This is a genomic window from Paenibacillus sp. S-12 (genome assembly GCF_030363895.1).
GTDB lineage: Bacteria > Bacillota > Bacilli > Paenibacillales > Paenibacillaceae > Paenibacillus_B > Paenibacillus_B alvei.
On sequence record NZ_JASIUF010000008.1, the window covers coordinates 208,821 to 222,104 of the forward strand.

The 13,284-nt window shown below is 45.5% G+C and carries 13 protein-coding genes; 8 read left to right on the forward strand and 5 right to left on the reverse strand.

Annotated features, from left to right (window positions below):
* Positions 1-62: 62 nt before the first annotated feature.
* The 4 genes from NO352_RS08510 to NO352_RS08525 all read right to left on the reverse strand — a co-directional run bounded on the left by NO352_RS08510 (position 63) and on the right by NO352_RS08525 (position 4,837).
* Positions 63-851, reverse strand: coding sequence for an energy-coupling factor transporter transmembrane component T family protein (locus NO352_RS08510; RefSeq protein ID WP_289355347.1), 789 nt, complete (start codon positions 849-851; stop codon positions 63-65).
* Entirely contained in the window at positions 848-2,422 is a 1,575-nt protein-coding gene (locus NO352_RS08515) for an ABC transporter ATP-binding protein (RefSeq protein WP_289355348.1), read from the reverse strand. The genes NO352_RS08510 and NO352_RS08515 overlap by 4 nt, the downstream gene beginning before the upstream one ends.
* Positions 2,423-2,490: 68 nt before the next feature.
* Complete coding sequence (locus tag NO352_RS08520) at positions 2,491-3,090, reverse strand: ECF transporter S component (protein WP_289355349.1); 600 nt, start codon at positions 3,088-3,090, stop codon at positions 2,491-2,493.
* Between the two features lie 424 nt (positions 3,091-3,514).
* Complete coding sequence (locus tag NO352_RS08525; protein ID WP_483311826.1) at positions 3,515-4,837, reverse strand: MFS transporter; 1,323 nt, start codon at positions 4,835-4,837, stop codon at positions 3,515-3,517.
* Positions 4,838-5,165: 328 nt separating this feature from the next.
* On the opposite strand from NO352_RS08525, the gene NO352_RS08530 reads away from it, so the two are divergent.
* From NO352_RS08530 to NO352_RS08565, 8 genes are all read left to right on the forward strand, one after another.
* On the forward strand, positions 5,166-5,819 hold the full coding sequence (locus tag NO352_RS08530) for a response regulator transcription factor (RefSeq protein WP_289355351.1): 654 nt from the start codon (positions 5,166-5,168) through the stop codon (positions 5,817-5,819).
* Positions 5,776-7,206, forward strand: coding sequence for a sensor histidine kinase (locus NO352_RS08535; protein WP_289355352.1), 1,431 nt, complete (start codon positions 5,776-5,778; stop codon positions 7,204-7,206). The genes NO352_RS08530 and NO352_RS08535 overlap by 44 nt, the downstream gene beginning before the upstream one ends.
* Before the next feature lie 218 nt (positions 7,207-7,424).
* Positions 7,425-8,270, forward strand: a complete 846-nt coding sequence (locus NO352_RS08540; RefSeq protein ID WP_289355353.1) for a metallophosphoesterase — start codon at positions 7,425-7,427, stop codon at positions 8,268-8,270.
* A 195-nt stretch (positions 8,271-8,465) separates the two neighbouring features.
* Positions 8,466-9,185: a response regulator transcription factor gene (locus NO352_RS08545; protein WP_005549424.1), complete on the forward strand. Its 720-nt coding sequence runs from the start codon at positions 8,466-8,468 to the stop codon at positions 9,183-9,185.
* A 109-nt stretch (positions 9,186-9,294) separates the two neighbouring features.
* Complete coding sequence (locus tag NO352_RS08550) at positions 9,295-10,218, forward strand: sensor histidine kinase (protein ID WP_289355355.1); 924 nt, start codon at positions 9,295-9,297, stop codon at positions 10,216-10,218.
* Between the two features lie 78 nt (positions 10,219-10,296).
* The gene (locus NO352_RS08555) at positions 10,297-11,217 is read left to right on the forward strand and encodes an ABC transporter ATP-binding protein (RefSeq protein WP_289355356.1); all 921 of its coding nucleotides are present in this window, start codon (positions 10,297-10,299) and stop codon (positions 11,215-11,217) included.
* The gene (locus NO352_RS08560; protein WP_005549420.1) at positions 11,210-11,944 is read left to right on the forward strand and encodes an ABC transporter permease; all 735 of its coding nucleotides are present in this window, start codon (positions 11,210-11,212) and stop codon (positions 11,942-11,944) included. The genes NO352_RS08555 and NO352_RS08560 overlap by 8 nt, the downstream gene beginning before the upstream one ends.
* A 412-nt stretch (positions 11,945-12,356) precedes the next feature.
* The gene (locus tag NO352_RS08565; RefSeq protein ID WP_289355357.1) at positions 12,357-12,713 is read left to right on the forward strand and encodes an alpha/beta fold hydrolase; all 357 of its coding nucleotides are present in this window, start codon (positions 12,357-12,359) and stop codon (positions 12,711-12,713) included.
* 151 nt (positions 12,714-12,864) lie between these two features.
* Here NO352_RS08565 and NO352_RS08570 read toward each other — a convergent pair whose 3' ends face one another.
* Positions 12,865-13,113: a hypothetical protein gene (locus NO352_RS08570; protein ID WP_289355424.1), complete on the reverse strand. Its 249-nt coding sequence runs from the start codon at positions 13,111-13,113 to the stop codon at positions 12,865-12,867.
* Between the last annotated feature and the right edge of the window lie 171 nt (positions 13,114-13,284).

Genomic DNA, 13,284 nt, shown 5'->3' on the forward strand with positions numbered 1-13,284 from the left:
AGAGGCTCTTCTGTCCAAACAGGACTGAGCCTCTTTTCATTTACTATCCAGAGATAACATGTTCAATAGACCAAGTGAAATAGAGGAAAACGAAGCGATAACAAAAAAATAGCCGTGACTAAAGTGAACACCAACAATACGAAGGCAAGATCGATACTATGGTACCGTGTAATGTAAAAATACGTACGTGATTTGTTCATTTGGAATCGTTTCGCTTCCATTGCAACAGCGACGCGTTGAGCGCGCCGAATGCTTTGTGCGAGCAATGGTAGGGCATACGTATGAAGGCGTTCAAAGATTCCTCTCCAGCCGCTTTTATATCGAACCCCACGGATTTGGAGTGCATGTGATCGCGTTCGGTAATCTTCCCAAATCGCAGGGAGCAGCCGCAAGGAAGCGATGAAGCTATACGCGTATTGCGGCGGAAGCCGGAACTGCTGCATGAGTGCATAGAACAGAAGTATCGGCTTCGTCGTAAAGGCAAATGTCAACCCAAGCATACCGAAGCAGAGTGTCTTCACCCCGATGACAAGCCCACGATAGAAGCTTTCTTCCGAGATGCGGATCAATCCCCAAGACCACCATACATGCTCTCCTTTACCAAATAGAATCATAGTGGACGCTGTCGAGACGAATAAGAACAGAAAGGGGAGCGTCAATAAGAGCAGCTTTTTCTTGGAATGACCACTGCATAGGAACAGGAGCAGCGTGTATAGGACAAGCTGATAGAGCGCAAAATCAAGCTGTCGGTTAAGCAGTGCTACAAGGAGCAGAATGATAAAAACGACAAGCTTGATTGCGGGATTCACCCGGTGCAGCCATGTCTCAGACTTAGGCGCAAGCAAATTCATGTCAACTGCACCTCCCTGAGGATAGGAACAGGCACGGTCATTTTCAACAATTTGCCGTCATCAATTTGCCATACCCGATCAGCGAAACTATTGGCAATGTGCATATCATGTGTGATCATAATGATGGTAGTTCCGTTTGACCGCAGTTGTTCCAATTTTTCTAGCATAGCAAATGTATTTTTGGCATCTTGTCCGAAGGTGGGCTCATCCAGCAGCAGAACAGGGCGTTCTCGCATCATAGCTGTTGCAACGCTTAATCTGCGTTTCTGGCCCAAAGATAGATGATAGGGATGCCGTTCGTGACTTACGTTCAGATCGAATGCCGTTAACATCTGTTCAATTCTTCGTGCAATGTCGTCCTCGCCCACACTGTCCTGCCTTAATTCATAAGCCAACTCGCTATAGATGGTATCAGTAAGGAACTGCATTTCTGGATTTTGAAAGACGAATGCCAGCTCGGCTGGAGGGCGCTGTACCTTGCTGGATAATACTTTAAACCATCTTTTTTTACGCAAAGATGCAATCTTTTTGCCTGAGACATAATAGGTTCCGCTTGTGCGGATAATCTGCATAAGGGACAGCAGCAGAGTGCTTTTTCCTGCACCATTTGCTCCAACGATTGCAATCCATTCTCCGGAATAGACATCACACGCAGATACATATATTTTGCGAATGTCTTCGTAGTATCCCGCGAAATCCTGCAAGGATAGAATAGGTTCTGCCCGATTATTTTCGAACTGGAGTTTACAGGCTGGGTTCATTCCGTCTTGGTGTGCTCTAACTTCATTTCTACTTTGAACGATGGTTCGGTAGGCTTCCGACTGCAAATAATCCAGCCATACGTCTGGATACCAGATGCCATACTCGATAAGCTTATCCTTATGGCGCTGAAAGATAATATTGGGCTCATCGTCTGCTAGAATATTCCCAGAGTTGTCGAACAATACAACCCGATCAATCATATCGATGACATGCTCAATCTTATGTTCCACGATCAAGATGGTGGAGGAAATGGCGGCTCTTTTCACCGTGTCCCAGATTTGCTTCGTGCCTTCTGGATCGAGAAGTGCGGATGGCTCGTCAAGGAACAATACTTCCGGCTCGAGCAGCAACACCGAAGCAAGTGCAAGCCGCTGCTTCATTCCCTGTGACAGCGTGCTGATTTCGATGTGAAGATCAGCGAATTGCAAGCCCACACGCTCAAGAATGTCTATCATGTATGCTTGCATATGCTCTTTCGGGATCGAGAGATTTTCCAGCACGAAAGCAAGCTCTTCATCGACATATGGCATACAAAATTGACTATCTGGATCTTGAAAGACGAACCCCCAGCGAGATGGAAGCTTAATCGCATCGTATTTGAGCGGAACTTCGATGGAATGGGGGATAATTCCGCTTAACACTTGCAGCAGTGTAGACTTTCCGCAGCCGCTTGGCCCGAGGAGCAGAACCTTCTCACCAGTAGAAATGTTGAAGGAGAGGTCCTTGAACAGCAAGGATTCCTCTCCTGGGAAAGTTAGGCGCAAACGGTCAACATATGCAGACGAATTCGTATAAGACTTTTGTTGCATAGGTAACCACCTTATTCTGAATCTGTGGTTCAGCCACAAATTCCGTATTCATTGTTTCGTATTTTACATTATCTGTCAAGTGCCGCGTAATCTTCTTTGGATAGAGGGCGAATGGATTTGGTTACGCCTGTTGCTTCCAAAGCACGGACGAGAAGACCAGCAAAGATGCCGGCGAAAATAAAGGCACTGATCACACGAAGTCCGTACTTGAGTACGAGAACCCAAGTTTCATAATCTGCATAACCGTACGCAAGATCAATAACGAAGGAACCAATAGCAGATAAAATGCCTGCGAGTCCTGCAAGAAAGATGCTGTGCTTGCGATATCCAGTCAAGGCAAATGCCAGTTCTGCTGCGAGACCTTGCACACACCCGTATACAATGGTCTCTAATCCCCAAGCAGATCCGAGAATGGCAGATAGGTTTGCAGCTGCTAGACTTGCGAGGAAGCACACACCCGGCTTGCGGATGACCAAGTATGCGAATGGTCCAGCCATAAACCACATGCCATACGTTAATTGTCCTGCTTGCGGGAACAACGGCTTGGCAAGGCTGTAGACGCTCTCCCACATTTTAAAGATGACACCGAATACAACACCGATCATCACGGTAATAAGAATATCCGTGAATTTTAATTTGTTGCTGCTTCTCTGTTGTTCTGGCAACATAACCCTCTCCTTTTGGATATCGATCATACAAAAAAACCGTCTGGCAGCCAGACGGTAGAAAGAGTCATAGACCACAGCTTGTGCATGATCACGCGACAAATACATCTTCTCTACGCTGGCATTACCCAGATCAGATTAACGGTCAGTAGCGGTATGGTCAGCTACAATCTCAGCCCGATTCCTCAAGCCCCCGAATTTGTATGACTATGCAATTGCTCATATCATACAATATCCATGTCAAGTTGACAATGAAATGTTTACAAAAAAATCATAAAATAGATAGAAACAGACAGAAGATGGTGCATCATAAATTCTAGTTAGGATCAGCGTACTCTACGATATGAAGATGGATAACCCTCACCTTATGGAAAGAAGCGTGGAAAATAAAAATGAAGATCAGGAATATCCTGATCTTCATAAATGGTTAACTGCGTGAAATACTGGATTTTCGTTTCCGTGACAAGCCATATACGATACTGCCGACAAGGAGTACAGCAATGAAGAAGATCATCAAACTGCTGTATAAGGAGGATACTGAGCCTCTTGTGAAAGCAGGCAGCAACGTGGCGAGCAGCTCGCCATGTGTAAGCAGACCGCCTACTACAGCTATCCCGATACCTTCAGCCAAGAAGCACGCAAAGCTAAGCATGCTCATTCCTTCGCCAGCTTGTTCCTCACTTAGTGATTCCGCGACTGTCGTCGATATGACGGTCTTAATAAAGGATAGTCCGCCGAATACGAGTACGAGCGCTCCTGTCATATACCATGGCGACTCCTGTCCCCACAATATCAGCATCGTAAAGCTGCAGGTGATAAGCCCGAGACCAGTGGCAAATACAAACGAGGTTCCACGCTTGTCAACGAGCGATCCGCCCAGAATACCGAACACGATGACGCTCATCGTCCCTGGAAACAAGATCGCGCTGCCAATCCATGCTGTTGATAAATGATGCACATTCCGCATCATGTAGGGCACCATGGAGATAAATCCTGCGATCGTACCCAGCAAGATGGAGCCCGCAAGCGTACCGAGCACAAAATGATGGTTGGTGAACAAGGATGGTGCAATAAACGGTTTGCTCGTACGGCGGATATGCTGGGCAAACCCTAATATGACAAGGACACTGGCTGCGAGGTAAAGCCAATGGTACGTAGTCGTAAATAAGGTAAACAGAATAATACCGGTCGATAGCAGTAAAATGCCCGGAATATCGGTGTTCCCTTCTTTTGAGGGCTCTTTTGGCAAGGCAGTCAAGAAGAAAGGAAGACTGATCACCGTCATCATCGGAATGAGAAATAGATAAGCCCAATGGATGTATCCGGCGAGTACTCCGCCTGCTGCCGGTCCAATTCCTTCACCGAGCGCTACCATGGAACCGATGAGGCCGAACGCCTTGCCGCGGTGGTCTGCTCTAATATACCGAGTCACCATGACCATAATCAGACCTGGCACCGCTGATGCGCCGGCTCCTTGTATGAATCTGGCTGCAAATACGGCGGGCAAATAGGAATGGCCAAGGAATCCGAGTATGGAGCCGATACCGTAGGTGAGCACGCCGAACAGCAAAAGCTTCTTAATTCCGTGTGTGCTGGATAGTGTCCCGTAAATGACCGATCCGAGCGCAAAGGAAATCATGAAGCAAGTGTTAACCCAATTTGCTACCGAAGGGCTTACGCCGAAATGATGTGAAATATCAGGCAAAGATACATTAAACACGGTTTCGTTCAATACACTGAAGAATGCCAAGAAGCTTAACCATGCAAAAGATTTCTTTACATCACGGAAAGAATGACTTGATTGTTCTTCCGCAGATACGCATGCGCGGTTGTCTTGATTTATTTGTTCCACGAACGGGAAACCCCTTTCTATCATGAAGGGGAATCGCGCAGTTTACAGGGCGAATGATGCGTTATCCCCGATTATAACCTGCCCCATTTTGTTTTACGCACTTCATCGTAACTCCTCCTTACATAGGTTGTATTCAGTATAACCGCAGTATTTTCCTTATTCAATTAAAAATGCAATAATATAGAATGCATCAATGAATAGCTACAATAGAAGGAGTTACAAACTGATGAATGTATTAATTGCTGACGATGAACCGCATATGCTCAACATATTAGTTGCTTATTTTGAAAAAGAAGGATTTCAAACCTTTACGGCAGAGAATGGGATTAAGGCGCTCGACATCTATTATCATCAGGCGCTCGACTTGGCCGTTCTGGATTGGATGATGCCTTTTAAGAGTGGAATCGATGTGTGCAAAGAGATGAAGGCGAATTCGAAGCTCAAGGTGCTGATGCTTACGGCAAAGGGTGAGTATAAAGACGAGTTGAAGGCATTGGAGTCTGGTGCTGACGAATATATAAGGAAGCCGTTCGATCCACGTATCTTACTGGCAAGGGTCAAGAAGCTGTTGAATTTACAGGCGCAGTATCTATTCGGCGAGATTCAAGTTGACATGGAAGGACAGAAGATTAGCAAGGCTGGAACAGATTTGCGGGTTACGAAGAAGGAATTTCAGCTTATGAAATTTTTTATCGTGAACAAAGGCCAGATCCTATCCCGCAAGGCGCTGCTCGATCATGTGTGGGGCTACGATTATTTCGGCGAAGAGCGGACAGTCGATACCCATATACGCAGGCTGCGGGAAAAGATCGGTGAAGAATGGATACTGACACACCGTGGGATGGGGTATAGCTTCGAGCATCCGCGCCGCCATGAATAAGCTAAGTCGAAAGCTATTCGTGCATATTGCACTCATCCTTGTTGTCGTTTTCGGACTTTCTTATTGCGTAAATACGTTTTTTATGCCGAATTATTTTATTTACCAGAAGCGGGCATCGTTGACTGAGGCTGTAGAAAAGCTGCAAAGCATTGAGCCAAAGCAACTGCTTGAAGAGACGGAGCGGATAGCAGATGAATATCAACTGACGATCATTCACACTCCATATGATCATGACATTGATCGCTTGAATTGGACACTCCGGGAGCAGTTTACACGTGAGCGCATCGCCATGAGTAAGTTTTGGTTGACAGAAGACAGTGTTGCACAGCTTATGCACGGAGGTACAGTCACGAAGACGTACCAGCAAGAAAAACTGAAATCGAGCGTGATCGTCACATTTGTTCTGAAGGAAGGCTTAATATTTGCGGCAGGCGAATCTGTGGCCAATTCTGGCGACACGATACGAATTGTCAATCAGTTCAATTTATGGATCGCAGTTGGAGCGCTTCTTCTTGCAATTGTGCTCGCCGCGTGGTTTTCCAAGCGAACCGTACGGCCCTTGGAGCAATTGAAAATAACGGCTGAGGAAATTGCAGAACTGACCTTTCAGAAGGTGGACATTCGAACGGGCGATGAAATCGAAGAGCTCGCTCGCAGCATCAATTCAATGAGCACAAAGCTGGAGCAGGCCCACACTGAGCTGGAGGAGCGAAACCGAAATTTGCGCGTCTTCATTCGCGACATTTCTCACGAGTTAAAGACACCGCTTGCGGTAATTAAGGCATACGCTGCCGGAATGAAGGACGGGCTTGACGACGGCACCTACGCGGATGTTATTGAGCAGCAGACAGACAATATGTCCGGGCTCATTACAAACCTGTTGGAGTGGTCTCGATTGCAAGCGGAACAGTTAGATATTGAATCCGTTCCTATCATCCCTCTTCTGGAACGGATTATCTCAGCGTTTGAGCTGCCCCTTAAGCAACATTCGCTTGAACTGACCGTGAAACATAAGGATGCGGAACGATGCTGTGTGAAGGCCGACAAGTTGAAGCTGGAAATGGCCATTACCAATTTGATATCGAATGCGGTGAAATATACGACAAATGGGAAAATAGAGATTGAGCTTGTAACGAGTCAGATTGAGCTAACTCTGTTTATTCGAAATGGATGTGAGCTATCCATGACAGAAGCAGAGCTCAAACAGTTGTGGGAACCGTTCTTCGTCGCAGAGAGTTCTCGCAGCAAGCAGTTCAGCGGAACTGGGTTAGGTTTGTCTATTGTTCATGGGATATTGCAGAAACATGAAGCAAAATTTGGTGTGCGCTTGCAGAAAGGCGTTATCGAATTTCATTTTGCATTGCCGCTTTGCCCTCAAGAAAGATAATACGGTCATATTGCTTCAAAGTTGTGTTATCGAACAGTACAGTGACAGTCTTTCTCTATTGTTTATGATCAATCAAAAAGGGTTGAGACGATATCTAACTGGTGCTGTCCCATAAGTGGGATGGCACTTTTTTTATTTCGTCACATTGGCGTAACATTGGCTTCTTATGATGAAGCTGAGGTGAGATTATGAAGAATAAGAAGTGGAGAAAGCTTGCAATGAGCATGTCAATCGCTGTATCGCTGCTGCTGGCATGTGCATTATTTTATGGCTTGGAAATGGAACCGAAAAGGATAAGTATAATGAGGCAAACGATAGAGAATCATTACATCCCTTCGAGCTTTGATAACATGAAAATTGTGCACTTTTCTGATGTCCATCTGGGCGAGCATTTTGATGAAAAGCAGTTGAGGGGCCTTGTGGATCGAATTAATATCGAGCATCCAGATATCATCGTGTTTACCGGAGATTTAGTTGACAATTTCCATAGGTATGGAGATAAGAGACATGGGGCGCAGCGCATATTGGCGCAGCTGCAAGCAACATTAGGCAAGTATGCGGTGTTCGGCAACCATGATCGTGGTGGAGGGGGGAGTGGAATTTATCAGTCCTATATGGAAGAGGCGGGCTTCACGGTTCTGGTAAATGCTATGAGAAAAATACGGCTTCCCAACTATAACGAGTATATCACCATCAGCGGTCTTGATGATTTCTTATTAGGAACGCCTGACATTCACGGAACGCTGCAAGCCCTGGAGCCGGACATATTCAATCTGCTTGTTGTGCATGAGCCGGATGTCGCTGACCAAGTCGCTGATTATCCAATCGACTTGCAATTATCTGGTCATAGTCACGGAGGGCAAGTCCAGATGCCGTTGCTAGGAGCGATATATACTCCGCCTTTAGCAAAGCGATATGTGGAAGGCATGTATCAGATCGAGGGAACGTCAACGTTGAATAAACCCATGCAGCTATATGTGAACAGAGGGATTGGAACTACCGAGCTGCCAATACGGTTCCTTAGCAAACCTGAAATAACTGTTCTTACCTTAAAGCGCCAGTGAATAATTTCATGGTGCAGCAGCAGCAAGATCAATGGTCATGGGATTTTTACAGCAAATCCAATAAACCATGTATTTGTGAAGAACGGAATTGGCAAACACGTGCAATTGGCTGATAGATTCGTTACACTATCTACTAGATCGAAATATGCAATCCGGTGTAGACCGTTTAGATAGATATAAGGGGAGAACGGAACGATGCAGCCAATTCGTGTGCTTGTCGCTGATGACGAGCGAGAAATTCGAGAATTAGTGAAGAAGTACCTAGAACGGGAGTTATATTCGGTGGATACGGCATCTAATGGGGAGGAAGCATTGCGATTATTCGAGCTGAATAAGTATAATCTGGTCGTGCTTGATCTAATGATGCCTTACGTAGACGGGATAGAAGTGTGCCGCCGCATTCGGGAGAGAAGCAACGTCCCCATATTGATGCTGACAGCGAAGGATGAAGAAATGGACAAAATTGTCGGCCTGAGCATTGGTGCGGACGATTATATGACGAAGCCCTTCAGTATCCATGAGCTTATTGCGAGAAGCAAGGCACAGCTTAGAAGATTCATGATCTTAGGCAGTGAGGCCATTGGCTCCGCTGAAGAAGATACACTTTTGCGATTTACAGGGTTAATAATTGATACAAAGAAATATACGGTTATGCGTGACGGTCAAGAAGTAAATCTAACCGCAAAGGAATTTGAGCTGTTGAAGCTGTTCGCTGCTCATCCTGAGCAAGTATTTACGAAGACGCAAATCTTCAGACAGGTGTGGGGATCTCAATATATTGAGGATGATAACACGGTCATGGTTCACATACGTAAGCTCCGATTGAAAATTGAATCGAATCCTTCTGAGCCGAAGCTGATTCAGACGGTGTGGGGAATCGGATATAAGTTTGCAGGTGAGAAAGATGAGACATGATAAGCACAGTCTGATGTTCGTCACTTTATTAATCGGGTTAATAATTTTATTCATTATGGATCGTATTACAATTCAGCCTCTAGGAATCATTAGATGGGGGCTGTTTGCTATGCTATTCACCACTGTGGGGCTGCTCTTGCACAGCCGTTTAAGATTGATACGAAAACTAAAAAGCGATGCTGCTGCTGTACAACGTGCAGTACGAGGAAATATCAACACGAGGCTGCTAGCAAATGAGTTCGAGACTTATAATGAATTGCTATATTCGATTAATGAATTAATCGAGCAAATGGACAGGCTGCAAGTACAGGCACATCGATCCGAGACAGCTCGCAAGAAGCTGCTCACGAATATTTCACATGACATTCGGACACCGCTTACCTCGATTATCGGGTATGTTGATGCCTTGCAAGATGAACATATGGATACGCAGCAAGAGAAGGAAGAATGTATTGCGATTATCTCGGCTAAGGCGCAAACGTTGAAGGAACTGATCGACCATATCTTTCAAATGGCGAAGCTGGACGCAGATGAGATTGAGATTAGAAGAGAGCCGCTTGACGCTGCAGAGCTGTTACGAGAAGCGATAATCTCATTTTTGCCGGAGTTAAAGAAGCACGGCATGGACTTAGCGGTTCAGATTCCTGATGAGAAGTGTACAGCAGAGGTTGATCGGTACGGGTATATCCGCATTCTGAACAACCTGATTAAGAACGCGATCCGGTATGGCAAGGATGGCCGGAAGTTAGGCGTTGAACTGGAGAGGAAGGAAACGAGCATTGAGCTCACGATATGGGATGCGGGGCCAGGCATTCCAGCGAATGAAATTCCGAGGATATTCGAACGCACCTACCGCTCCGAGCAATCTCGGAGTTTGCAGTACGGCGGGAGCGGGTTGGGATTGGCGATAACCAAGGCATTTGTTGACAAGCATGGCGGGCGTATTTCAGTCGTGAGCAAGCCGTATGAGCGGACTGCATTTACAGTGAGCCTTCCAGTAAGGATGGCGCAACCTGTATCTGTTAAGAGATAGTTAAGAACTCATTAAGCAGCATTTAAAATCAACTGTTTACGATAGAAGGAGATATAGTTGACTAGCAGGAGGTGCTGCATGAGCACAATCATTCGTACAACCCGTCTTACGAAGCAGTATGGAGAGCAGATAGCGGTTCACGATCTGAACATGCATGTGAAGAAGGGCGAAATTTATGGCTTCCTCGGCCGAAATGGCGCAGGCAAAACGACAACCATTCGAATGCTGCTCGGGTTAATCAAGCCTACGCATGGAGATGTGGAAATATTCGGCCAGCGTTTGACGGATAAACCAAAAGAAATTTTATCTCGAATCGGTTCAATGGTCGAGCATCCCGGCTTTTATGAGAACTTGACTGCCTATGAGAATCTGCTGATCAATGCAAAGCTGATGGGGGTATACAAGCGGAATGCGCTGGAAGAAGCACTTGAAACGGTAGGGTTGCAGGAGGAGACAAGGAAGCTTGTTGGTCAATACTCGATGGGCATGAAGCAACGCCTTGGCATCGCCAGAGCGATTCTTCATCACCCGGAGCTGCTTATTCTGGATGAGCCTACGAACGGGCTCGACCCGATAGGAATTAAGGAAATGCGCAAGCTCATCAGATCATTAGCGGAAGAACGGAAGATCACTGTGCTTATATCCAGTCATATTTTATCTGAGGTCGAGCAGCTTGTGGATCAGCTAGGTATTATCCACGAAGGGAAGCTGCTTGAAGAAATCTCGATTGGAGAGCTGCACCAAAGAAATCGCAAATACATCGAGTTCCATGTATCGAATGACAATAAAGCAGCCATGCTGCTGGAGTCGCAAGCCGGCATCCACGATTACGAAATTCACGACGGCGGATGGATGCGTGTCTATTCGCTTGTCGGGGAGCAGTACAAGCTGAATAAGCTGTTCGTTCAGCATGATATTGATGTATATAGCATGATTGTAAATGAAGATACGCTCGAAGATTACTTCGTGAAGCGGATTGGTGGTGGCCAGATTGGTTAATTTACTTTATACCGAGCTGTTGAAGCTGAAAAGGTCGAAAATGTTCCTTGTGAGCATGATTGGAGCTTCAGCAGCGCCGATCATGATGTTCATCGCCTACCTGAGCCAAATGAAAAAAGATCCCGATGCAGTTATTCCGTTCGAAACGGCTTTCTATAACACGAATTTGAATATTATGCTTTTGCTTGGTGTTCTGCTGTACGGGGTAATAACCGCCTATTTGTTCAACCGTGAATTTGTCGAGGATACGCTGAAGAACTTGCTGACAATCCCAGTGTCCCGAGTGGCTTTATTGATAAGCAAGCTGCTTATGCTTCTATTATGGATACTTCTATTAACGATGGTAGCATGGGTGCTGACTTTAGCGCTTGGTTTCATGATTAAGACAGATGGCTTGAGTACTTCTGTATTATTGAAATCAATACAGGACTATGTGCTAGGGGCACTGCTGATGTTCCTGTTGTCTACACTGACGATATGGGTGACATTTCTATTTAAAAACTATGTCCCGACGATTATGTTCACGGCTGTCATTACGCTAGGAAACGTGACGGTCATCAGCTCAGATTATAAGGCTATATTTCCATGGTCAGCAGCACATGTTATTGTGTCACATAGTTATGTGCCTGAGTATCCGCCGCTGTATTCGATTCTTGCAATCGGCGTGACTTCGATTATCGGCTTCGTGGCAAGCGTCGTCTATTTCAACAGGATAGATATTAAATGATGTGAATGATATAGGGGATACTTTCCTTTCAAATCATTGTATGAATGTGTGATACGAATGAGGCCATGATTCGGTTCGTTGTAATTTTCAATGTGTTAGTTACATCGATATGCACGTAACAGCTTGAAGAGACAAAATGAATCGTTGTTCGGCATGGAATTCGCTCTATCCTCCCACTATTATGTTGAACAATACTGTCACAATGGATCGAATCCGCCCGGTTGCCCGGGAAATGAGCGTACAAGCTAGGGAAATGAATGAGTGCTGCTTTAGGAAATTGCATCGTACAAATTAGGCATAAACATGGGATGGGTGGTAAGGGTGATCCAATTGTTTTGATCCATAGTGGCGGCGTGGGCTCAAGGGAATGGATGGAGCTTGTCCCTCTTCATTAGCTCCGGATATAAGCAAGATGATACGGTTTTCGTTGGGCGGGCCCATATACCAAACCGTTATGGCGAGCAACTACCGTGACCTGTTTATTGAAATGCATACCCAATACTTTACACGTGTCTTTATGGAGTGGCGCAGCTTTGACGTGATGTGGCCACAGCCGCTGGCAATTAAGCGGTTGGAAAAAATCGCTGTTCCTTCTCTGTTTGTGTCTGGAACGGTTGAATGGAGCGATATGTACGAGATTGCAAACGAGTTCAAAAGGGTGCAACAGATTGCTTTTGCTGTAATAGAGGGCGCGGATCACATGGTTCCATTGACGCATTCCAAAGAGCTTGCTGCGCATATTCGATCATTTCTAGAATCCAATTCATGATTTGAGGGTTCGATTATGTACATAAATGAATCAGCGGCAATCGGGCACTTTTTGTGTCACTGGACTGCCGCTGTTTCGTGTTCAATACAAGTCAAATTCTTTACTTTGCCCAGACAATGCTCATACAACACGAGCGAGTGGCTGCTCATTATTAGATCGTGATTGCACGATGTGGTTTGCTATAATGACTTGTTCCTCCGCCGCCTACCAATACTCGTCCGCCTCTTGGAAACACCAACAGCTTGTTTACCCCTCCTGAAAGCAATACCTCAACCTTAGCAGGGTTCGCAGTTGCAATATAAATGACATAGCCGCTTCTAGAAATAACTGTTCTCCAATTTCTATCAAACTCGGAACGCAGCACTCGGTTTGAGTATACCTGATAATGTGCTGATTCGATTCATATGTCTCGTTTACAATAAAAAAGTTGGAGCGAAGAGATCGCTGTCCAGTGGCTGAAAAGGAGAATATTCGAATTTTTGAATCATTTTTTTCTCTACAATTCCAAAATAATTGATCTCCAATAATCGTCTGAGGTGTGATACGATAGTAATGTTTTGTGTCACAGCTC